Origin of the sequence: Campylobacter sp. BCW_4323 (assembly GCF_001763115.1) — a bacterium.
GTDB lineage: Bacteria > Campylobacterota > Campylobacteria > Campylobacterales > Campylobacteraceae > Campylobacter_D > Campylobacter_D jejuni.
This window is the reverse complement of record NZ_MJYC01000080.1, coordinates 24793-47790: the sequence shown is the minus strand read 5'-3', so window position 1 is coordinate 47790 and position 22998 is coordinate 24793. Positions and strand designations below refer to the sequence as shown.

Genomic DNA, 22998 nt, shown 5'->3' with positions numbered 1-22998 from the left:
ATGACAAAAAAAGAAATGCTCTACGAAGGAAAAGGTAAAAAACTTTTCAAAACTGATGATGAAAATTTACTAATTAGTGAGTTTAAAGATGATTTAACTGCTTTTAATGCAGAAAAAAGAGGCAATGAAAGTGGAAAAGGCGCATTAAACTGTAAAATCAGTACCGAAATTTTTCATTTGCTTGAAAAAAATGGGATTAAAACCCATTTGGTAGAAACTATAAGCGATACAGAACAAGTGGTTAAAAAATGTAAAATTGTTCCTATTGAAGTTATAGTACGCAATGTTGCAACAGGTTCTCTTACAAAAAGACTGGGCATTAAAGATGGCACTGTACTACCTTTTGCTTTGGTGGAATTTTGTCTTAAAGATGATGCCTTAGGCGATCCTTTTATCAATGATGAGCATTGTTTGATTTTAAATTTAGTGCAAAATGAAGCTCAAATTAGTGAAATTAAAAATATAGCTAGAAAGATTAACTCTATTTTAACTCCATTTTTTGACAATAAGAATTTAAGGCTGATTGACTTTAAAATCGAACTGGGTTTAACTAAAGATAATGAGCTTGTTTTAGCTGATGAAATAAGTCCTGATAGTTGTAGATTTTGGGATAAATTTAGTAATGAAAAATTAGACAAAGATAGATTTCGTCAAGATCTAGGTAATGTAAAAATGGCTTATGAAGAAGTTTTAAAAAGAATATTAAATTAAGGAAAAATATGGAAGTTATTGTAAATATTTCTTTAAAAAATGGGGTTTTAGATCCACAGGGCAAAGCGGTGGAAAAAGCTTTGCATTCTTTAAATTTTAATAGCGTAAAAGAAGTAAAAATAGCAAAACAAATCAAAATTTCTCTTGATGAGAAAGATGAAAAATTATCCAAAGAACAAGTAAAAAAAATGTGTGAAGAGTTGTTGGTAAATAGCGTCATTGAAGATTATGAGCTTGTAATTGAGAAAGAGTAAAATGAAAGTTGCTATTATTAGATTTCCAGGGACAAATTGTGAATTTGATACAGCTTATGCCTTTGAAAAACTTGGAGTAAAAACGCAGATTGTTTGGCATGAAGAAAAAGAATTTGATGCAGATTTAGTTGTTTTGCCAGGCGGATTTTCTTATGGAGATTATCTAAGATGTGCAGCTATTGCAAAACTTGCTCCTGTTATGCAAGGTGTTTTTAATCATGCAAAAAAGGGAGGATATATCTTAGGTATTTGCAATGGTTTTCAAATTTTACTTGAAAGCGGTCTTTTAAAAGGTGCAATGAAGCATAACAACAATCTTAGCTTTATCTCAAAAAACCAAAATTTAAGAGTAGTTTCTAATGATAATGCCTTTTTGAAAAATTTCAAAAAAGATGAAATTATTAATTTACCAATTGCCCATGGAGAGGGAAATTATTACGCTGATGAGGCTACTTTAAAAGAATTGCAAGATAAAGATCTTATTACTCTAAAATACGAGTCAAATCCAAATGGTTCTGTATTTGATATCGCAGGAATTTGTGATGAAAACAAAAAAATCTTTGGACTCATGCCACATCCTGAGCGTGCTTGTGAAAAAGTTCTAGGTAATGATCTAGGTTTGAAAATGCTTAAAGGCTTTTTATTTTGAAAATTTTATTAACTTTAGTTTTTAGTGTTGTTGTATTGTTCGGCAGAGGTGAAATTTCTGTATTTAGCGGCCAAGATGAAAATATGCAAAAAGAATTACAAAAATTACCCCAAGAAGAACAAAAAATTTATCAAAATATTCCGCCAAGCGATGAAAATAATGACTTTGAAAGCAATGTAGATGATCCTTTTATAGCTAAAGGGAGTTTGGTTCTTACAAATGATGAATATCCAAGTAGGGTATATGTTGGAGAAGTTTTTCCTATTACGATCTATGCTCGCACTACGGAAAATACAAAATTTGATTTTAACATAAGCGTAGAAAAAACTAACTTATCTTTTTTAAATCCAGATGCAAAATGGGAATTTATCAATAACGAATATAAAACAACTTTATGGTTTGAAGCCAAAAATTCAAATGCTAGTTTGAGTAAAATTTCTATCAAACTTCTTAGAAATAATGAAGCTTTTCAAGAGGCCGATATCAATCTTAATCCTATCAAATTTGAAAATACTTTATCCAATAAAGATTTTTCACACCTTGTGGCAAGTTCTTTGGAAATTAAAAAAGTTAAAGCGAGTTATTTTGATGATGCTAATATCATTATGATGGTAGAACTAAACGCAACCAATACAAATCTTAAAAGCTTTTTTATAGAAGGAATTCAAAAGCAAGGCATTGAAAATTTAAAAGGGGATTTTAATGCTTCTAGTGCTTTTTATTATGCTATTTTGCCATTAAGTAAAACAAATTTTGAATTTTCGTATTTCAATAAGGACAGTAAAAAGCTTGAAAATATAAATTTAAAACTAAAAATTAGTGACGATGAGATCAGCACTCAGAGTGATTTAAATCCTGTAAATAAAGACTTAAATATTTATAAACAATATACCTTATGGTTTTTAGCGGTTTTATTTGGAGCTTTATTTGTATGGAGAAAAAATTACATTATTCTGGCTTTGGCAGTTGTTTGTTTTGCGCTTAGTTTTCTTGTAGATACCAATACTCAAAATGCAATTATCAAGGCTGGTTCTAGGGCTAAAATTTTACCTACAGAGCCTTCAACTTATTTTTATACGGCAAATGCAGATGAAAAAGTAGAAGTTTTAGGCAAAAGACAAAATTATATTAAAGTACTGTTTTCTGATGGAAAAATAGGTTGGGTTAATAAAGATGATTTACAAAAAAATTAAAGCTCTTTATTTTTGGATTTTTTTTGTTTTAAGCGTTGCTTTGGTGGTTTTTTGTTTTTACTTTACAAAATCTCAAAACACACTTTGGAAAATCCGCAAAATTTGGGCTAAATTTCAAAGATATACCATCTCTTATAAACAAGAAATCATTGGCACTTTTAATCCACAAGCTCAGATGATTTTAATGAATCATCAAAGTGCTTTAGATATCATTGCTTTAGAAGAATTATATCCTAAAAATTTATGCTGGATTGCCAAAAAAGAATTAGGAGAAATTCCTATTTTCAAAGTCGCTATGAAAAAACCAAAACTTCTTTGTATAGATAGAAAAAATCCGCGTGATTTGGTACGAGTTTTAAAAGAAGCAAAAGAAAGAATTAGCGAAGATAGGGTTTTGGCTATTTTTCCAGAAGGAACTAGATCTAAAAATGAAAAAATGCTTAAATTTCAAAGTGGAGCAAAAATTTTAAGTGAAAAATTAAATCTTAAAGTTCAACCCATTTTAATTGTGGATTCTGCAAAAATTTTAGACACAAAAAGTTTTAGTGCAAGCAGCGGAGTGCTTAAAATCATTTGTATGGATTTAGTCGATACAAATGATGACAAATGGCTTGAAAACACTAGAAAAAAAATGCAAGAATTACTCGATCAAGAAAGAGCTAAGCTTTGCTAAATACCCTTTTAGTTGTTGGTTTTGGGGGATTTATAGGAGCAATATTAAGAATGCTTTCTATTAATTTAGTGAATAAATTTTTTCCTTATTCTATCAACCTTGGAACTCTTTTTGTTAATGTTTTGGGTTCTTTTATCATAGGACTTTTGTTTTCTTATGTACAAAATAAAGGTTTATCTCCTTTACTTAAAAGCTTTATAAGTACAGGTTTTTTAGGAGCTTTTACAACTTTTTCTACTTTTTCTTATCAAAATTTACTTCTTTTGCAAAGTGGAAATTATCTTCATTTTGCGTTAAATATTATCTTAAATGTCTTTCTTTGCTTATTTGCTACATGGCTTGGTTTTATAATTTTCAAATAAATCTTTAAATTTACTTTAGAATTTGTATTTTTTGCTAAAATACCACTTTAAAAAATTACAAAGGAGATTAAAATGCAATTTCAAACCGAAGTAAATCAGCTTTTACAGCTTATGATACACTCTTTATATTCTAATAAAGAAATTTTTTTAAGAGAACTTATTTCAAACGCAAGCGACGCTTTAGATAAGCTTAATTTTTTGAGCGTAAGTGATGATAAATATAAAAGCTTAAAATTCGAACCTAAAATTGAAATCAAAATTGACAAAGATAAAAAAACTTTAAGCATTAGTGATAATGGTATAGGTATGGATAAAGATGATCTTATCAACAACCTTGGAACCATAGCAAAAAGCGGTACTAAAAGCTTTTTAGAAAATTTGAGCGGTGATGCTAAAAAAGATTCTCAACTCATAGGACAATTCGGAGTAGGTTTTTATTCTGCTTTTATGGTGGCTAGTAAAATCGAAGTTTTAAGTAAAAAAGCTTTAGATGATAAAGCTTATCTTTGGAGTTCTGATGCAAATGGTTATGAGATTGATGACGCAAACAAAGAAGAACAAGGAACAAGCATTACTTTATATTTAAAAGATGATGAGTTTGCTAATACTTATAAAATCGAAAGCATTATTGAAAAATATTCTAATCATATTCAATTTCCAATTTTCATGGAAAAAGAAGAATTTACTCCTGCTAAAGAAGGCGAAGAAGAAGGGAAAACTGAACTTAAAATTTCTCAAATCAATAAAGCCAATGCTTTATGGAGAATGCAAAAATCAAGCCTTAAAGCAGAAGATTATGAAAGATTTTATGAGCAAAATTTTCATGATTCAAACAAACCTTTACTTTATCTTCACACTAAAAGCGAAGGAAAATTAGAATACAATTCTTTATTTTTCATACCACAAAATGCACCTTTTGATTTATTCCGTGTGGATTATCAAAGTGGCTTAAAACTTTATGTAAAACGCGTATTTATCAGTGATGACGATAAAGAACTTTTACCAACTTATTTGCGTTTTGTGCGTGGGATTATCGATGTAGAAGATTTACCACTTAATGTAAGCCGTGAAATTTTACAAGAAAATCAAATTTTAAAAGGTGTTAAAGAAGCTAGCGTTAAAAAGATTTTAGGTGAACTTGAAAAACTAAAAAACAATGATAAAGAAAAATACTTATCTTTCTTTAAAACCTTTGGCAAGGTATTAAAAGAAGGACTTTATGGTTTTGGTGGAGAAAAAGATGGTCTTTTAAAACTCATGCTTTATAAAAGCACTAAAGGTGAAAATTTACGCTCTTTAGAGGAGTATAAAAATGACCTTCAAGGCGAACAAAAGGAAATTTTTTATATAGCAGGAAATAATGAAAGTTTATTAAGAACCTCTCCTTTACTTGAAGAGTATAAACAAAAAAATATAGAAGTTTTACTCATGGACGATGAGATTGATTCTTTAGTAACTCCTATGCTAGAATTTGAAGGTTTGAAATTTGTAGCCATCAATCAAGTAGAAGATAAAAATGAACTAAGCGATGAAGAAAAAAATACTTTTGCTCCACTTGTAGCTAAATTTAAAGAACTTCTAAAAGATCAAGTTGAAGATGTAAGACTAACCAGTCGTTTAAAAGATAGCCCAAGTTGTATAGTTTATGATAAAAATAAACCTGATTTTGCTATGCAACAACTCTTAAAACAAATGGGTCAAGAACAAAATTTCAAACCTATTTTAGAAATCAATCCAAAACACGCTATTTTTACAGGTCTTAAAAATAACGAAACCTTTAGTGCAGATATAGCAACTTTGGTTTTAAATATGGCAAAACTAAGCGAAGGTATGGGTGTGGATAATCCTGCTGAATTTAATGCAAGCCTTACAAAAATCATCAACAAGGCTTTTTCATGATAGAAAATATCCCTGCGAGTCTTTGGACAAAGCAAGATTTAAACGCATATCAAATTTTTGATGTGCGTACTCCTTTAGAATGGGAAGAAGGCATTTTACCTAATGCGCAATGTGTAGCTTTATATGATAATCAAGGGCTTTTAAATGCTAAATTTTTAGATGAATTTCAAAGCAAAAGAGATGAAAATAAAAAACTTGCTTTTATTTGTCGTAGTGGTCATAGAAGCATGGTTGCAGCTGAATTTATAGCTGAAAAATTGGGACTTGAAAGCATCAATTTAGATGGCGGAATGCTAGCCCTTAAGGGTTATTAATGCTAGGAATTTATTTACTCATAGCAGCTTTGTCTTTTTTAGCTCTTTATTTTGCTGTTAAAAAGCTTACTTTAAATATAGATGAGCGAACTCTTTTAGAGCCTATTAAAATGGATATTTATCCGAAATTTTGTGATTTAATCGATGAAAAAATCAGAGAATTTAAAGAAAATATCCAAAATGCTAATTTAGCATTAAAAATTTCTGATCAAAAAGATGAATTTTTAGAAAAACTTGGGGATTTAAGCAGGGAGCTGACTTTCATACAAACCATGAATTTGAGTAATAAAAACGATAGTATCTGGCAAAATGAACTTTTTTCTTTTTTAAAAGAATTAGAAAATTTATTACTTGAGTATCTAGAAAAAGGCGAAGAAGAAGCTGAAAATTTAAGAGAATTTCTGATGAATGAATTTGAAAAATTAAAAGGTTAGGTATTGCAAGAGGAAAGAAATTCTTTAAAATATTTTAAATTTATTTCATGGAGCATTTTTACTTTAGTTCTGATTTTTATTTTAATTCGTTATGACGAGCTTGCCAATCTTTTAGCAGGAGTGGCAATACTTCTTATTGGAATGACTAATTTAGGTATAGGTTTTAAAGCTTTTAGTGGTGGTTTGCTTGAAAAAATTTTAGCAAAGTCAACTGATACAAAGATAAAAAGTATACTTTTTGGTACTTTAAGTACTTTAATTATGCAATCTTCAACTTTAGTTTCTATTATTACGATTTCTTTTTTGAGTGCAGGGCTTATTTCTTTAGGTGCGGGCATAGGGATTATTTTTGGAGCAAATTTAGGAAATACGGCAAGTTCTTGGCTGATTGTTGGTTTGACAAATATTAAAATTTCAATGTTAGCTATCCCACTTTTGATTATTGGAGTATTATTTTTCTTTCAAAAAGATAGTGTTTTAAAGGGTTTGGGTAATATTTTTATTGGTATAGGATTTTTCTTTTTGGGTGTGGATTATATTAAAAGTGGTTTTGAAAATTTTAAACATATAATTGATCTTTCTCGCTTTGATTTTGCTGGTTTTAAAGGAGTTTTTGTTTTTTTAGGATTAGGTGCTTTGCTTACAGGAGTTATACAATCAAGCACAGCTACAATGGCTATTATTGTTGCTGCTTTACTTGCTGGACAAATCAGTTTGGAAAATTCCTTAGCAGCAACTTTAGGTACTAGTGTTGGAGGGGTTGTAACGGCTGTTTTAGCTTCTTTAAGTACCAATATTGAAGGAAAGAAATTAGCGTTTGCAAATTGTATTTTTAATTTTGGTATAGCTTTTTTAATAGTGCTTATTTTTCCTTATTTTATACATTTTCTTAATTTTTTATCCATTGCATTAAACATAGAAGATATAGCTTTGAAAGTAGCATTATTTCACACTTTGTTTAATTTAATTGGTGTTGTGCTTTTTTCATTCTTTACTCCTCAAATTGTTCTTTTTTTAAATAAGATAGTAAAAGCTCCTAAAGATAAGAATAAAGACAAGCCTTTATATCTTGATAGTAGTTTGGTTAAGTTTAGTGACACAGCCATCGAAGCTTTAAGGAAAGAAAGCGAGCATCTTTATAACAATACCTATGCAATTGTTGCTCATGCTATAGGTTTTAGTCGTAAAGATATACAAAGTGATAAAAGTTTTAAAGAAATTTTAGAAAATAAAAGGTGGTTTAGTAAAAATGTGGATTTGGACTATTTGTATCAAACTAGGATAAAGGTTCTTTTTGAAGCTATTATTGATTTTTCAACTAAAGCACAAGTTTATATTAACGATGAAACAAAGAATCATAAAATTTTTACCTTTAAGATGGCAGCTAAAAATTTAGTCGAAACAACTAAAAATTTAAAAATTATCCAAGCAAATATTAAGAAATATTCTAGTTCTTCTAATGAATTTTTGGCTTTAGAGTATAATAAAATTAGATCGAATTTAGGAGAGCTTTTAAGAAGTATCGAAGAGCTTAGAGTGGTTGAAGATCGTGAAAAGCTTTATTTGATTATTAAAAATCTTCAAAAAGGAAAAGAAATTTTAAAAGAAATCGATACTTTAACCTTGAGCAATGTTGAACATCTTATTTCAGTAAGAAAAATCACAACAGCTGAAGGAATTTCAATACTTAATGATACAACTTTTGCTGCTAAGATTGCTGAAGAACTTATAGGTGCTGTTGAGGTGATATTTTCTAAAGATATATCAAACTAGTTGTTTGTGCTAGTTTGGTTATTGTCTTGTATAGGCGTTAGAAATTCTTCATTGATTAAAATATCAACAACATCTTTAAACATAGGCAAAGCACTTTGTGCAGCATAATAACTATAAGGTTTAGTAGGATGTCTTACGAGAACTCCTATGGTATAGGCGTGATTTAAATCATTTGCAAAACCAAAAAAGGATGCATTGTAGCGATTTGAGGTGTAACCTTGTCTTTCGGCTATTCTTGCCGTTCCTGTTTTACCTCCTGCAATAATACCTTGTGTAATTGCCTTTTTTCCTGTTCCTTTTTCTATAACATTTATAAGAACATTTTGCATCGTTTTAGTGGCTTCGCTAGAAAGAATTTTTTCTTTTTTTACATCATTATCAAGATTTGTAAAGCGTCCATTTTGATAGAATTTTTCAGCTAAACGCGGTGTGATATAAAACCCATCATTGTTGAAAACATTATAAGCTGCAAGGAGTTGTATAAAGGTCGTTTTAAGTCCATAACCATAACTTAAAACAGATTTTTCTATATCTCTTAAGCGCTTAGGATTTGGAATTTCTCCTTTTTGTTCATAGGGTAGGTCAATACCACTTTTTTCACCAAATTTAAATATTTTAAGTCCTGATACGATTTCTATATTGTTAAGTCTTTTAGCAATTTGTATCATGCCTATATTTGAAGAATATCTTATAACTTCCTCCATGGTCATTTTGTCCATTTTGTGATCGTCTTTGATGGTGAAACGTCCTAGCTTATAAGAACCGCCATAAGTATTAATCACTTCATCCATTTTTATTTTACCAAGTCTTAAGGCTGTTGTAAAGATAAAAGGTTTGATAACAGAACCTGCTTCATAGCCGTATTCTATAGCGCTTGCATTAAGAACTGATAGATCTTTTCCACGATTTTGCGGGTCATAGCGCCTTGAGCTTGCTAAAGCTAAAATTCTACCTGTTTTGCTTTCCATTACCCCAACGATGATTTCATTGGCTTTTAAATCCTCATTTCTTTGATCTATGGCTTTTTCTATGCTTTTTTGTAGTTTCAAAGAAAGATTTAAATATAAATCACAACCATTGATCTTTTTTTGTTGTAGTGAATTTAGATTTAAAATAATATTTCCACCTATATCTTTAAGTCCTTGAATTTTTTCATTTTGAACAGGACTTAGACATTCATCGTAGTATTTTTCTAAACCTTTAACTCCTATATTTTTTAAAATTCCACTTTCTGGATCTAATATCATTTTAGTATAACCGATAATAGGAGTAAAAGAATCTTTTGACATGTAAATTCTATCTTCTTCATGTTCGATGATATTTAATCCTCTTGTTTCAACTCTTCCAGAATTATTTGTAAAAGCTTTGAAAAAGCCTTGTATATAAAGTTTTTTAGCAAGGTCTTTAAGGTAGCTTGCTTGCTTGGAATCTAAGTTTTGTAAAAGAACAAAATTATAAGAGCGTTTTTTTTGATTTTGCATTCTTTTTTTAATATCTGCTATTTGATCGTTACTTATCCCACTATAAATTTGAAAAAGCTTTAAAAATAGATCAAATTTATCTTTGTTGATACTTCTAAGATCAATTTCAGCGCGATAAATTTGTTTAGAACTTGTGATAGTAAAATTATCTTTAGTTATAATCGATCCTCTTAGAGCAAGAGCGTATTGATCTTTTTCAGTGTTAGGTATATGACGTTTTGATGTAAGAAAAAAAGTAGAGCTGATAAAAATAATCATAAACAAAAGTGCCATGCAGTAGGCAAAGGCAACTTTTGAAACCCTATTTTTTTTATATTCTTGCATTAGGGTTTAAATTTGAGTTCTTGTGATTTCTTTATAAGCACTGATCGCTTTATTTCTTACTTCTAGCATAAATTTCATACTGCTTTCAGCTTTAGTGATAGCTATAGCTGCTTGATGTAAATCTTTTACTTGTCCTGTGGCAATGTCTGTCATTGCAGCTTCTCCACTTTCTTGTGCTTTATTTAAATCATCGATTTCATTTTTAAGCATCTTGGCAAATTCATCACCAATTCCTGTGGAATTTTGACTTTTGTTGGTATTTGAAATATTATTATTTAATCTTAAATCATTAATATTGTTCATTTTTTATTATCCTCTTAATAAATCAATCGCACTTTGAGCTATAGTTTTTGCACTTGTAAAAGCACTTACATTGGCTTGATAAGCTCTTGTAGCTTCAATCAAATCTGCCATTTCAATAACAGGATTTACATTTGGATACGCTACATAACCTTCAGCATTTGCATCAGGATGGCTCGGATCATACTTCATGCGAAAATCTTTGTCATCTCTGACCACTTTATCCACTACAACACTTTGAATAGCAGGTTTAGCTTCTTCTGGCGAACTTGGATCATTTAAAGGATTTTCATATTTTAAAAAATTATTATCTTTGTTAATTTGCTCATTTAAAAGCTTATCAAAATCTGTTGCTTTAAAGATCACTTCGCGTCTTCTATAAGGCCCACCCTCAGCTGTTCTTGTAGTGTTTGCATTAGCTATATTAGAGCTAATAACATTCATTCTAAAACGTTGAGCACTTAAACCATAACCACTAATATCAAAATCACTTAAGTATGCCATAATTTACCTTTAACTTAATTTAGAGCTTGCATCAAGTATAGAACTAAAGATATTGCTTTGTCTTCTTAAAACTCCATCAAGAGCTGTTATCATAACTGTATTTTTACTCATTTCTGTGGTTTCCACATCTAGATCAACAGTATTTGCATCATTTCTTGCTAAATGTCCGTCTCTTAAGTAAATAGTAGATTTACTAGGATCTGGAAATTTCCAAGGTTTTTGATGTCCTTCTTCAGTTACAGCTAATTGCAATTCTTTATTATCATTTTTTTTAAAAATTTCATTTGCACGATTTACCAAAGCTGTTTCAAATTCAATATCTCTTGCTTTATAAAAAGGAGTATCAACATTTGCAAGATTGGCATTGATGAGTTGATTTCTTAGATTTCTACCCGCTAAAGCACCAGTAACTAGTTCTTTTGATTTAAATGGGTTAATCATTTTTTATCCTTTTTATAATTTTTAATATTAACAAGCAAATACTGTTCCAATTTAACTATTTTGTATAAAAATATCAAAATTATTTTCCTTTTTGTAAATTTATGGCTTTATTGTGATCATCTATATTTGTGTTAAAAATATGAACTCCAGTATTTTTATCACGCACAAAATATAAATAATCTGTCTTTAAAGGAAAAATAGCTGCACGAATAGCAGCTAAAGAAACATTACAAACCGCTTCTTTAGGCAATCCTGTAAATTTATAGGTATTATAAGAGCTATTATCTTGTCTTATTCTTTGTGGGGTAACTTTTACATGGGAGTAAATTCCATAATTTAAAGTTCCATCCATTTGAAGCTTCATACCTTTTTTAAGTCGATTGTAAATTACGCTTGCAACTATAGGCATTTCATTTTCATTGGCAGCTTCTTTTTGTATTACAGAAGCGATGATGATATATTGGTGCCATTTTTTTGGATTATAATCCCCAAAAATTTTCTCAGAAGTTTTTTTATTGGAAATTTCAGCATGATTTAAAAGCATTTGAATGAGTAGATTTTCTGTAATGCCTTTTGGGATTTTATAAGTTTCTGGTAAAAAAACTCCTTCATCATAAGGAGCTTGAGCTTGAAATTCTTTTAAAAGTATATCTTTATCAAGTCCAAGTTGTTTGGCTGCTTGTTCTAAAAAGATTACACTTGTTTCCCCTGGGATAAGAGTAATGGTTTGAAGTGCTGCTTTAGCAATAGTGAGTTTATGTAGAAATTCAGCTCTATTTAAATCTTTTGTACCTATGTTGATCCAGCCTGATTGAGGGTGTCCTAAAAAAAATAAAATATATTTATCAATACTACTCATCTGATATTTATTTTGCTTTAAATATGTTATAATTTGAGAAATTGAACCTTGGGGAATAAATACCACAGAATTGCTTTTTAAAGGCTGAGTTAGATAATAAAAAATCCCCAAAATAAATATCAAAAAGAAGTTGCGTATGAAAAAGAAAATTTTATATATTGTTGTATTTTTTGTTGTGCTTATATTAGCTTTGTTTATAGTGCTTAAAAATGGGATTGTCATCTCTAGTATCCAATTTGATTTTTTAAAATTAGAACAATTATATATTAAATTAGATAAAAAATTAATTGTACGAGCAAAAAATATCACTATAAATGAGACTCAAAATTCCGAAATTTCATCACAAACTCACTCTTCTGATAATGCTTCAACAGAGATTTTAAAAATAACAAAAAATTTAAAATATCTATATACTTTTGTTGAAGAGATTGATATACAAAATTTAAATATAAAAGATAATCATGTGCGTATTTTATTTAAAGATAATGAATTTTTTATAGATAATGATTTATTGTTTTTAAAATTAACATTACAGCGTCAAAATAAAGAACTTATAGCTGGTATTAAAAAACTTTTATTAAAAGATTATGATTTAAATATTGATGGAAATTTAAGTATCAATGCTAAGAGCGAGTTTTATTATTTTCAAGGTAGAGCAAGTGGAGAATTGCTTGACTTTAACGCAAGCATCTCTTACAAAGATAAAAATTTAGCTTATAAAATAGAAGATTTAAACATTAGAAATATTACGGAAATTTTTAAAAGAGTTAATAAAAGAATAGAACTTCCACAGAGTTTAAATCTTTGGATGGCATATAGGGCTAAGGGAGAATTTTATCATTTAGATTATTTGCAGGGCTTTATAGATTTTACTAAAAATAATTATTATTTAGACAATATTAGTGCATCAGGTTATGTTAATAATGTCAAAGTTCGCTTGGATGATAAAATGAATGCTATTGAAATTCCAAAACTCGATTTAAATTTAAACAAACAAAAGCTTGATTTTGTCTTTAATAAAGCTTTCTATAATGGTGCTGATTTAAGTTCTAGTAAGGTTTATCTATATGATTTATTTGATGAAAAAAAAGCTGGGATTTATTTGCGCATTAAGTCTAATAATCTAAAATTTGATGAAAAACTTGCTAAAGCTTTGGAAGATTATCATTTTTCATTACCTTTTTATCAAAAAAGCGGAAAAATTAAAAGTGATTTAGAGCTTAAAATTGATTTTCATGATAAGGGTGAAATTTCTTATAGTGGTATTTTAGCTTTAGAGAATGCTAGTATTTCTTTGGCTGATTTTAATATTACAAAAGCATTTGTAAAATTAAATCAAAATAATTTAAATATAGAAAATGCTAGTGTTGAAAATGGCTTTTTAAAAGCTGATTTTAATGCTAAATTTGACTTGCAAAAACAGCAAGGAAATTTCAATACTCAGATTTCAAGGCTTTATTTTGACAATGGGGAGCTTTTAGATTTAAAAAATCAAAATGTAGAAGTAAAATTAGATTATTCGCAAAATGTTAACATTAGCATTCCTCAGTGGAATTTGATTTTAAATTTTAAAGATGGACTTGAGGCTAATCTTAGTAATCCTAAGATTTTATTTTCATTTTCTCCATTGCTTAAAAAGTTTGGGTTTATCGATGCTAAAAATGTTTATTATAAAACTTTAAATTTCGAAGATTTTAATGCAAGCGTTAATGATGCTTATTTTAAAAATAATTTACTTATCAACGGTCAAACTCCTTATGAAAATGATAGCTTTGATATTGTAAAAAATAAGGGCATTATGGAAATTCATACTCAAAGTGATACAGCAAGTGCTAAAATAAGTTCTGATAATAAAGAAATTCATTTGAAAAATTTAAGTTATATTTATAGAAAAGATTCCAACTCTTCAAATTCAACATTTGATATTTCTACTAATACCCAAAATATTAGTTTTGGTGGAGCAAATGTAGCTTTAATTTTGCCAGATTCTAATAAAACTTTGGCTTTTGATAGGGTAGAGGCTGATTTAAAAGGCAATGCTTTGGATCTTAAAGGTTCTAGAGGAAATGCAAAATTTGATCTTTATTATTCTTCTAATGATTTAAATTTAAACGTTAGCAATATTGATGATAATTATTTAAATGAGTTTTTACAAAAACAAGCTGTTCAAGATGGAGTGTTTAACTTAAGTATAAAAGGAAGTGGATTGGAGTATTTTGACGGACAGATCGATTTTAAAAACACTTATGTGAAGGATTTAAAAGGTGTAAATCAGCTTATTTCCTTTATTGATACTGTACCAAGTTTATTGATGTTTAAATCTCCAACTTTTAATCAAAAAGGTTTAAGCCTACATGATGGAAAGATTATTTTTAATAGAAAAAAAGATCTTTTAAGTGTTTCAGCTATTAATTTAAACGGCGATAGTGTAGATATATATGGTTTAGGATCAGCAAATTTAAGATTAAATACAGTGGATTTTAGTTTAGAGCTTAAAACTTTAAAATCAGCTTCAGAAGCTATATCCAAGGTTCCAATTTTAAATTATGTAATTTTAGGTAAAAATCAAGAAATTAGCACAAACTTAAAAATAGATGGAAGTATAGATGACCCTAAATTTCATACCGAAATTTTAACAGATACTCTAAAAACCCCTTTTAATCTTATTAAAAATATCATACAACTTCCTGCTAATTTACTTAATTAAAAATATTTAAAGTTTGTTTGAAAACTAAAACAAACTTTAAACTTACTCTTGCATTTTTTTTTATTTGTAATATACTTAAAAATGAAAATAAAAATAAGTTTTTAAAGGACTAAAAATGCAAATTACTTATACCTTAACAGATGAGTCCCCAGCTCTTGCGACTTATTCGTTTTTGCCTATAGTGAAAGCTTTTTTAAGTAGGGCGTATATAGGAGTAAAAACCTCGGATATTTCTTTATCTGGAAGGATTTTAGCTACTTTTAGTGAGTATTTAAAAGAGGAGCAAAGATGTGAAGATGCTTTAGAGCTTTTAGGCGAGCTTGTCAAAAGATCGGATGCAAATCTTATTAAAACCCCAAATATTTCAGCTTCTATTCCTCAGCTTAAGGCAGTGATTAAAGAATTGCAAGATAAGGGTTATATGTTACCAAATTACCCAGATGAGCCAAAAAATGATGAAGAATTGCAAATTAAAACAAAATATCAAAAAGTTTTAGGTTCAGCGGTTAATCCTGTATTGAGACAAGGAAATTCAGATCGTCGTTCAACAAAAGCGGTAAAAGACTATGCAAAAAACAATCCTTATCGTGTGGTTGAGTTTAATCCAAACTCAAAAACTCGTGTTTCTTACATGAAAGAAGGGGATTTTTTCTCTAATGAAAAAGCGGTTTTAATCGATCAAGATTGTGTGGCTAATATAGAATTTATAAGCATTAATGGTAAAAGTGAAATTTTAAAAGAGGGTTTAAAGCTTGAAAAAAATGAAATTTTAGACGCTACTTTTATGGATGTAGAGAAGCTTCAGGAATTTTATGCAAAAGAAATTAAAGCAAGTAAAGATGATGATGTGCTTTTTTCTTTGCATTTAAAAGCTACAATGATGAAAGTAAGCGATCCTATACTTTTTGGTTATGCGGTAAAAGTATTTTTTAAAGAATTATTTATCGAATTTCAAGATGAATTTGAAAAATTAGGCATTAATCCAAATAATGGCTTAAGCGAGCTTTTAAGTAAAATCGAAAATTCAAGCAAAAAAGATGAAATTCTAAAAAAATACAATGAAATTTTAGCTAAATCTGCTGATATTTCTATGGTAAATTCAGATAAAGGCATTACAAATCTTCATGTTCCAAGTGATGTTATCGTTGATGCTTCTATGCCTGCAATGCTTAAAAATGGCGCAAGATTGTGGGATAAGGAAGGTAAGGAAAAGGACACAAATGCCGTAATTCCTGATCAAACTTACGCAACTATTTATGAGGCGGTTATTGAAGATTTGCATAAAAATGGTACTTTAAATCCTTCAAAACTTGGCAGTGTATCTAATGTAGGTTTAATGGCTAAAAAAGCTCAAGAATATGGATCGCACGATAAAACCTTTGTGGCTAAAGAAGAAGGAACTTTTAAAATAGTTTCTAACGGTAAAGTTTTATTAGAACATAAGGTTAGAAAAGGTGATATTTATAGAGCTAATCAGGCTAAATTTGATGCGGTGTTAAATTGGATTGATTTAGGTATAGAAAGATCAGAACTTAGTGGAGCCGAAGCTATTTTTTGGTTAGATAGCAAAAGAGCTAGTAATAAAATCATGATAACTTTGGTACAAAATCGTTTAAAAGAAAAGGGTAAAAATATAGCCATTTTAACTCCAAAAGAAGCTTGTTTAAGAAGTTTAGAGTTAATCCGAGAAGGCAAAGATGTTATTTCTATCACGGGTAATGTTTTAAGGGATTATTTAACCGATCTTTTTCCTATTTTAGAGCTTGGAACAAGTGCAAAAATGCTTTCTGTTGTGCCTATGTTAAAGGGTGGAGCTATGTTTGAAACAGGAGCAGGGGGTTCAGCACCTAAACAAGTAGAACAATTAGTCGAAGAAAATCATCTGCGTTGGGATAGTTTGGGTGAATTTTTGGCTTTGCAAGCAAGTTTGGAATTTTATGCAAATAAGTGTAGCAATCATAAAGCTAAGGTTTTAGCAGAATGTCTTGATGAGGCTATAGGCGAATGGCTTGAAAATAATAAAGCTCCATCAAGAAAAGTTAAAGAAGATGATAATAGAACAAGTCATTTTTATTTAGCAATGTATTTTGCAAATCATTTAGCAAGACAGGCAAGTGATATGGAGCTTCAAAGCTTTTTTAAAGATATTGCCCTAGAGCTTTCTTCTAATGAAGAAAAAATCAGAGCCGAATTTAACGATGCACAAGGTGTGAAAGTGGATTTGGGTGGGTATTATAAATTTGATGATGAAAAAGCAAATAAAATCATGCGTCCAAGTGCAACTTTTAACGCTATTTTAGAAAAAATAGGACAAAGATGAAAATCACTGTTATAGGGGCTGGCAATGTAGGCTCAAGCGTAGCTTATGCTTTGATTTTAAGAGAAATAGCAAATGAAATTGTTTTAGTAGATATCAATGAGGATTTGCTTTACGCAAAAGAATTAGAGCTTACTCAAAGCATAGCTGCTTTAAATTTAAATATAGATTTGCTTTGCACTAAAGATTATGCTTATACTAAAAATTCAGACATAGTACTTTTTAGTGCAGGTTTTGCTAGAAAAGATGGGCAAAGTAGAGAAGAATTGCTTCAGTTGAATACAAGCATTATGCTTGATTGTGCTAAAAAAATTAAAGATTTTACAGAAGATCCGCTTTTTATTATTTTAACTAATCCTGTGGATTTTCTACTTAATACTCTTTATGAAAGCGGGATTTTTTCATCAAAGAAAATTATAGCCATGGCGGGAGTTTTAGACAATGCAAGATTTAAGTATGAGCTTGCCAAAAAACTTAATGTCAAAATGTCAAGTGTGGATACAAGACTTATTGGTTTTCATAATGATGATATGGTTTTGGTAAAATCTTACGCAAGTGTTAAAAATAAAAATATAAGCGAATTTTTAAATGAAGAAGAATTTGATGATTTAGAAAATGAAGTAAAAACAGGTGGAGCTAAAGTAATCAAACATCTTAAAACTTCAGCTTATTTAGCCCCTGCTAGTGCTTGCATAAGAATGCTTGAGTCCATAAGAAGTGGCGAGTTTTTACCCATGAGTGTGATTTTACATGGAGAATTTGGAGTGCAAAACAAAGCCTTGGGAGTTATGGCAAGATTAGGACTTGAAGGTGTGATTGAAATCATGAAAATGGATCTTAGTTTGCAAGAAAAAGACAAATTAGAAAAATCTTTAATCAAATATCAATATAAAGGAGAATAAATGAACATACATGAGTATCAAGCAAAAGCAATTTTTGCGGATAATGGTATCCCTACCTTAAAGGGAAAAGTTGCATTTAGCGTAGATGAAGCTGTGGCTAATGCTAAAGAATTAGGCGGTAGTGTTTGGGCGGTTAAAGCTCAAATTCATGCAGGAGGCCGTGGTCTTGGTGGTGGTGTTAAAATCGCTAAAAATTTAGATGAGGTAAAAGATTATGCAAGTAAAATTTTAGGAATGAATTTAGTAACTCATCAAACAGGACCTGAAGGTAAGCTCGTGCAAAAACTTTATATAGAAAGTGGCGCTAATATAGTAAAAGAGTATTATTTGGCTATTTTATTTAATAGAATGGCAGAGCAAATTACCATTATCGCTTCAAGTGAAGGAGGGATGGATATAGAAAAAGTAGCCAAAGAAAGTCCTGAAAAAATTGCAAAAGTAGGCATTGATCCACAAATTGGTTTTAAAATGTTTCATGGACTTGAAGTAGCGAGAGTTTTAGGACTTGATAAAGATGAAGGCAAAAAACTTATTTCTATGATAGCTAAACTTTATAAGCTTTACATGGATAAAGATATGAATATGCTTGAAATCAATCCTTTAATTAAAACTGCAGAAGGGGATTTTTATGCCCTTGATGCAAAATGCAGTTTTGATGATAGTGCGCTTTATCGTCATCCTGAAATTGCTGAACTTAGAGATATTACTGAAGAAAATCCTGCTGAAAGAGAAGCGGCTGAATTTGGCTTAAGCTATGTGAAATTAGATGGAGATGTAGCTTGTATGGTAAATGGTGCGGGTCTAGCAATGGCAACTATGGATATTATTAATTATAGTGGTGCAAAACCTGCAAATTTCTTAGATGTAGGTGGGGGAGCTTCTCCTGAAACTGTTGCAAAGGCTTTTGAAATCATTTTAAGAGATAAGAATGTAAAAGTTATATTTATCAATATCTTTGGTGGTATTGTTCGTTGTGATAGGATAGCAAATGGAATTTTAGAAGCTACTAAGAATGTTGAGGTAAATATTCCAATTGTAGTGCGTCTTGATGGCACTAACGCAGCAGAAGCAAAGACAATTTTAGATAATTCAAATCTTAAAAATATCAAAGCAGCAACCAATCTTAAAAACGGTGCAGAGCTTGTAAAAAGTTTAGTAGGATAAGGATAGAAAATGAGTATATTGGTTAATAAAAATACAAAAGTAATAGTTCAAGGTTTTACAGGTAAAGAAGCAACTTTTCACGCTGAGCAATGCATGGCTTATGGTACAAATATAGTTGGAGGTGTCACCCCTCATAAAGGCGGACAAACTCATTTAGGTAAACCAGTTTTTGATACCGTTGCAGATGCGGTTAAAGCAACAAAGGCTGATGTGAGCTTGATCTTTGTACCTGCTTTTGCTGTGGGTGATAGCGTGATTGAAGCAGCTGATGCGGGTATTAAACTTGCAGTTGTAATCACCGAGCATACGCCTGTAAAAGATATGATGTTTGCTAAGCAATATGCCAATAAAAAGGGTATGAAAATCATTGGACCAAATTGTCCAGGTATTATCACTTCTGAAGAATGCAAATTAGGTATTATGCCAGGTTTTATTTTTAAAAAAGGTTGCGTGGGGCTTATTTCAAAAAGTGGAACTTTAACTTATGAAGCTGCTAATCAGGTAGTTCAAGGTGGTTATGGAATTTCTACTGCAGTAGGAATTGGTGGTGATCCTATCATAGGTCTTGCTTATAAAGAACTTTTAAGTGAATTCCAAAAAGATGATGAAACTAAAGCTATTGTAATGATAGGTGAAATTGGTGGTGGTTTGGAAGTGGAAGCGGCTAAATTTATTAAAGAAAATATTAGCAAACCTGTGGTAGCATTCATTGCAGGTGCAACTGCTCCTAAAGGCAAAAGAATGGGACATGCAGGTGCCATAGTAGGAAGTGCTGATGAAAGCGCTGCAGCTAAAAAAGAAGCTTTGAAAAGTTATGGAATTCATGTGGTGGATTCTCCGGCTTTAATTGGTGAAGAAATTCAAAAAATATTAGGTTAATAAAGGAAAAACATGAGTATGACAGCTCCAAAAGATACCCCTGTTTGGGTGGATGAGCATAGATGTAAAGCATGTAATATTTGTGTTAGCTATTGCCCCGCTGGGGTTTTAGCTATGCGTGATGATGTGCATGCGGTTTTAGGACAAATGATAGAGGTGGTACACCCTGAATCCTGTATAGGTTGTACCGAGTGTGAGACACATTGCCCTGATTTTGCTATTATGGTCGCAAAAAGAGATGAATTTAAATTTGCCAAACTTACTGCTGAGTCTAAAGATAGAGCTGTAGCCGTAAAAAATAACAAATACAAAAAATTAGCATAGGAAAAATAATGAGAGAAGTTATAGCAACAGGTAATGTTTTAATCGCCAAAGCTGCGATTGATTGTGGATGTAAATTTTTTGGAGGCTATCCTATTACCCCTAGTAGTGAGATAGCTCACGAGCTAAGTCATATGCTTCCTGCAAATGATGGAACTTTTATACAAATGGAAGATGAAATTTCAGGTATTAGTGTGGCTATTGGTGCGGCAATGAGTGGAGTAAAATCCATGACTGCAAGTAGCGGTCCTGGAATTTCTTTAAAAGCAGAGCAAATAGGACTTGCATTTATTGCCGAAATTCCACTTGTGATTGTAAATGTTATGAGAGGTGGTCCTTCAACAGGTCTTCCAACCCGTGTAGCACAAGGAGATTTGTTTCAGGCTAAAGCTCCAACTCATGGGGATTTTGCAAGCATTGCTATTGCTCCTGCAAGTCTTGAAGAAGCTTATATAGAAACCATTAGAGCGTTTAATTTAGCTGAAAAATATATGACTCCAGTATTTTTGCTTATGGATGAAACTGTAGGGCACATGAATGGTAAAGCGGTTTTACCTGATTTAAAAGATATTAAAGTTTATAACCGTAAAAAATTTGAAGGAGATAAAAAGGATTATAAACCTTATGCAGCAGGAGAAAATGAGCCTGCAACTTTAAATCCTTTCTTTACAGGTTATCGTTATCATGTTACAGGACTTCATCATGGAGATATAGGTTTTCCAACTGAAGATGGAGTTATAGTGAAAAAAAATATGGAAAGACTCATAGGTAAAATTAAAAATAATCAAGAAGATATTTGTGCTTATGAAGAGTATATGCTTGATGATGCTGAATTTTTAATCATTGCTTATGGAAGCGTGAGTCGTTCAGCAAAAGAAGCTATACAAAGATTAAGAGAACAAGGGATTAAAGTGGGACTTTTCCGTCCAATTACTCTTTATCCAGTGGCTGAGAAAAAAATCGCTGAAGTTGTAAGCAAATTTAAAAAAGTAATGGTAAGCGAGCTTAATATGGGGCAATATCTTGAAGAGATTGAAAGAGTAACTTCGCGTCGCGATTTTATTAGCTTGCACCGTGCAAATGGTCGTCCTATCACTCCAAGTGAAATTATTGCTAAGGTAAAGGAGAGTATATAAATGGCTTTTAATTATGATGAATATCTAAGAGTAGATAAAATGCCTACTCAGTGGTGCTGGGGATGTGGTGATGGCGTTGTTTTAAAATGTATTATCCGTGCAATAGAAAAACTTGGTTGGAATATGGATGATGTTTGTCTTGTTTCGGGTATAGGTTGTAGTGGTAGAATGAGTTCTTATGTAAATTGCAATACAGTTCATACAACTCATGGTAGGGCAATAGCCTATGCAACAGGTATTAAATTAGCCAATCCTAGTAAACATGTTATTGTAGTAAGTGGAGATGGGGATACTTTGGCAATTGGTGGAAATCATACCATACATGGTTGTCGTAGAAATATTGATTTAACACATATTGTGATCAATAATTTTATCTATGGACTTACGAATTCTCAAACAAGTCCAACTACTCCAAAAGGTTTTTATACAGTAACAGCTCAATTTGGAAATATTGATCCAAATTTTGATGCGTGTGAATTAACTAAAGCTGCAGGAGCTTCTTTTGTGGCAAGGGGTAATGTGATCGAAGCTAATAAGCTTGAAAATTTAATTTATAAGGCTTTAGCGCATAAGGGTTATAGTTTTGTAGATGTTTTTTCAAATTGTCATATTAATCTAGGTAGAAAAAACAAAATGGGCGAAGCTGTAGCTATGCTTGATTGGATTAAAAATCGCGTTGTGGATAAAGCTAAATTTGAAAGCATGGATTTTGAAGAAAGAAAAGATAAATTTCCAACAGGAATTTTACATGAAGATAATTCTCAGCCAGAATACTGCCACGCTTATGAAGAAGTACGTCGTGCAGCCAAAGAAAAAAGAATGGTGGATTTAGGAGTTTTAAAATGAAATATCAATTAAGATTTGGCGGTGAAGGCGGACAAGGTGTTATCACCGCAGGAGAAATTTTAGCAGAAGCAGCCATTAAAGAAGGCCGTCAAGCTTTTAAGGCTTCAACTTATACTTCACAAGTACGTGGCGGTCCTACTAAAGTGGATATTATCATTGATGATAAAGAAATTTTATTTCCTTATGCTGTAGAAGGGGAGATAGACTTTATGCTTTCGACTGCAGATAAGGGCTATAAAGGTTTTCGTGGCGGTGTAAAAGAAGGAGGCATCATAGTTGTAGAGCCAAATTTGGTGCATCCTGAAAGTGAAGATTATAAAAAATGGCAAATTTTTGAAATTCCTATTATTACCATAGCTAAAGATGAGGTAGGAAATGTGGCTACTCAATCAGTTGTAGCACTTGCAATTGCTGCTTATATGAGCAAATGTATAGATTTAGATGTTTTAAAAGACACTATGCTTCATATGGTTCCTGCAAAAACTCGTGATGCAAATGCTAAAGCTTTTGATTTGGGTGTAAAATACGCCACTCAAGCAAAACCACATTCATAAT

General features: G+C 30.8%; 23 protein-coding genes and 1 pseudogene. 19 read left to right on the top strand and 5 right to left on the bottom strand.

Translation table 11 applies throughout. From position 1 onward, the window contains the following. The 10 genes and pseudogenes from purC to AJN60_RS07895 all read left to right on the top strand — a co-directional run bounded on the left by purC (position 1) and on the right by AJN60_RS07895 (position 8262). Positions 1-711, top strand: coding sequence for a phosphoribosylaminoimidazolesuccinocarboxamide synthase (purC, locus tag AJN60_RS07940; protein ID WP_002880951.1), 711 nt, complete (start codon positions 1-3; stop codon positions 709-711). Positions 712-719: 8 nt separating this feature from the next. Beyond that, entirely contained in the window at positions 720-965 is a 246-nt protein-coding gene (purS, locus tag AJN60_RS07935) for a phosphoribosylformylglycinamidine synthase subunit PurS (protein WP_070278850.1), read from the top strand. Position 966: 1 nt separating this feature from the next. Further along, positions 967-1639: pseudogene (gene purQ / locus AJN60_RS07930) on the top strand (phosphoribosylformylglycinamidine synthase I). After that, positions 1611-2807, top strand: a complete 1197-nt coding sequence (locus tag AJN60_RS07925; RefSeq protein ID WP_044779934.1) for an SH3 domain-containing protein — start codon at positions 1611-1613, stop codon at positions 2805-2807. Before purQ ends, AJN60_RS07925 begins: the two are co-directional and overlap by 29 nt. Beyond that, positions 2788-3480: a lysophospholipid acyltransferase family protein gene (locus AJN60_RS07920; RefSeq protein ID WP_070286220.1), complete on the top strand. Its 693-nt coding sequence runs from the start codon at positions 2788-2790 to the stop codon at positions 3478-3480. The genes AJN60_RS07925 and AJN60_RS07920 overlap by 20 nt, the downstream gene beginning before the upstream one ends. Next, the gene (gene crcB, locus AJN60_RS07915; RefSeq protein ID WP_052857932.1) at positions 3474-3842 is read left to right on the top strand and encodes a fluoride efflux transporter CrcB; all 369 of its coding nucleotides are present in this window, start codon (positions 3474-3476) and stop codon (positions 3840-3842) included. The genes AJN60_RS07920 and crcB overlap by 7 nt, the downstream gene beginning before the upstream one ends. 72 nt (positions 3843-3914) lie before the next feature. Then, complete coding sequence (gene htpG, locus AJN60_RS07910; protein WP_002921604.1) at positions 3915-5741, top strand: molecular chaperone HtpG; 1827 nt, start codon at positions 3915-3917, stop codon at positions 5739-5741. Further along, positions 5738-6055, top strand: a complete 318-nt coding sequence (locus AJN60_RS07905; RefSeq protein ID WP_002872637.1) for a rhodanese-like domain-containing protein — start codon at positions 5738-5740, stop codon at positions 6053-6055. The genes htpG and AJN60_RS07905 overlap by 4 nt, the downstream gene beginning before the upstream one ends. Next, the gene (locus AJN60_RS07900) at positions 6055-6489 is read left to right on the top strand and encodes a hypothetical protein (RefSeq protein ID WP_044778764.1); all 435 of its coding nucleotides are present in this window, start codon (positions 6055-6057) and stop codon (positions 6487-6489) included. Before AJN60_RS07905 ends, AJN60_RS07900 begins: the two co-directional genes overlap by 1 nt. 3 nt (positions 6490-6492) lie before the next feature. After that, positions 6493-8262 (top strand): Na/Pi cotransporter family protein, encoded by a 1770-nt coding sequence (locus AJN60_RS07895; RefSeq protein WP_070286219.1) that lies wholly within the window; start codon positions 6493-6495, stop codon positions 8260-8262. On the opposite strand, the gene AJN60_RS07890 is transcribed toward AJN60_RS07895, so the two are convergent. The 5 genes from AJN60_RS07890 to mltG all read right to left on the bottom strand — a co-directional run bounded on the left by AJN60_RS07890 (position 8259) and on the right by mltG (position 12393). Beyond that, the gene (locus AJN60_RS07890; RefSeq protein WP_002861253.1) at positions 8259-10067 is read right to left on the bottom strand and encodes a peptidoglycan D,D-transpeptidase FtsI family protein; all 1809 of its coding nucleotides are present in this window, start codon (positions 10065-10067) and stop codon (positions 8259-8261) included. The genes AJN60_RS07895 and AJN60_RS07890 overlap by 4 nt on opposite strands. Before the next feature lie 6 nt (positions 10068-10073). Then, on the bottom strand, positions 10074-10370 hold the full coding sequence (fliE, locus tag AJN60_RS07885) for a flagellar hook-basal body complex protein FliE (RefSeq protein ID WP_002856884.1): 297 nt from the start codon (positions 10368-10370) through the stop codon (positions 10074-10076). 6 nt (positions 10371-10376) lie between these two features. Next, a complete protein-coding gene (gene flgC / locus AJN60_RS07880; protein WP_002855235.1) occupies positions 10377-10871 on the bottom strand; it encodes a flagellar basal body rod protein FlgC in 495 nt (164 codons plus the stop codon). A 9-nt stretch (positions 10872-10880) separates the two neighbouring features. Continuing rightward, positions 10881-11312 (bottom strand): flagellar basal body rod protein FlgB, encoded by a 432-nt coding sequence (flgB, locus tag AJN60_RS07875; RefSeq protein WP_002854879.1) that lies wholly within the window; start codon positions 11310-11312, stop codon positions 10881-10883. A gap of 79 nt (positions 11313-11391) precedes the next feature. After that, positions 11392-12393, bottom strand: coding sequence for an endolytic transglycosylase MltG (mltG, locus tag AJN60_RS07870; protein WP_044778761.1), 1002 nt, complete (start codon positions 12391-12393; stop codon positions 11392-11394). Here mltG and AJN60_RS07865 point away from each other — a divergent pair. From AJN60_RS07865 to AJN60_RS07825, 9 genes are all read left to right on the top strand, one after another. Continuing rightward, the gene (locus tag AJN60_RS07865; RefSeq protein ID WP_070286218.1) at positions 12308-14878 is read left to right on the top strand and encodes a DUF3971 domain-containing protein; all 2571 of its coding nucleotides are present in this window, start codon (positions 12308-12310) and stop codon (positions 14876-14878) included. The genes mltG and AJN60_RS07865 overlap by 86 nt on opposite strands. A gap of 115 nt (positions 14879-14993) precedes the next feature. Further along, positions 14994-17198: an NADP-dependent isocitrate dehydrogenase gene (locus AJN60_RS07860; protein WP_070286217.1), complete on the top strand. Its 2205-nt coding sequence runs from the start codon at positions 14994-14996 to the stop codon at positions 17196-17198. Next, the gene (locus AJN60_RS07855; protein ID WP_070286216.1) at positions 17195-18097 is read left to right on the top strand and encodes a malate dehydrogenase; all 903 of its coding nucleotides are present in this window, start codon (positions 17195-17197) and stop codon (positions 18095-18097) included. Before AJN60_RS07860 ends, AJN60_RS07855 begins: the two co-directional genes overlap by 4 nt. After that, the gene (sucC, locus tag AJN60_RS07850) at positions 18098-19261 is read left to right on the top strand and encodes an ADP-forming succinate--CoA ligase subunit beta (RefSeq protein WP_002855069.1); all 1164 of its coding nucleotides are present in this window, start codon (positions 18098-18100) and stop codon (positions 19259-19261) included. 9 nt (positions 19262-19270) lie between these two features. Then, positions 19271-20140 carry a succinate--CoA ligase subunit alpha gene (gene sucD, locus AJN60_RS07845; RefSeq protein ID WP_070286215.1) on the top strand — a complete coding sequence of 290 codons (870 nt, stop codon included), beginning with the start codon at positions 19271-19273 and terminating at the stop codon, positions 20138-20140. A gap of 12 nt (positions 20141-20152) precedes the next feature. Continuing rightward, a complete protein-coding gene (locus AJN60_RS07840; protein WP_032599199.1) occupies positions 20153-20464 on the top strand; it encodes a 4Fe-4S binding protein in 312 nt (103 codons plus the stop codon). Positions 20465-20472: 8 nt separating this feature from the next. Then, positions 20473-21597 carry a 2-oxoglutarate synthase subunit alpha gene (locus AJN60_RS07835; RefSeq protein ID WP_052857915.1) on the top strand — a complete coding sequence of 375 codons (1125 nt, stop codon included), beginning with the start codon at positions 20473-20475 and terminating at the stop codon, positions 21595-21597. Next, entirely contained in the window at positions 21598-22443 is an 846-nt protein-coding gene (locus AJN60_RS07830; RefSeq protein WP_070274445.1) for a 2-oxoglutarate ferredoxin oxidoreductase subunit beta, read from the top strand. Next, positions 22440-22997, top strand: coding sequence for a 2-oxoacid:acceptor oxidoreductase family protein (locus AJN60_RS07825; protein ID WP_070274443.1), 558 nt, complete (start codon positions 22440-22442; stop codon positions 22995-22997). The genes AJN60_RS07830 and AJN60_RS07825 overlap by 4 nt, the downstream gene beginning before the upstream one ends. Position 22998 lies beyond the last annotated feature (1 nt).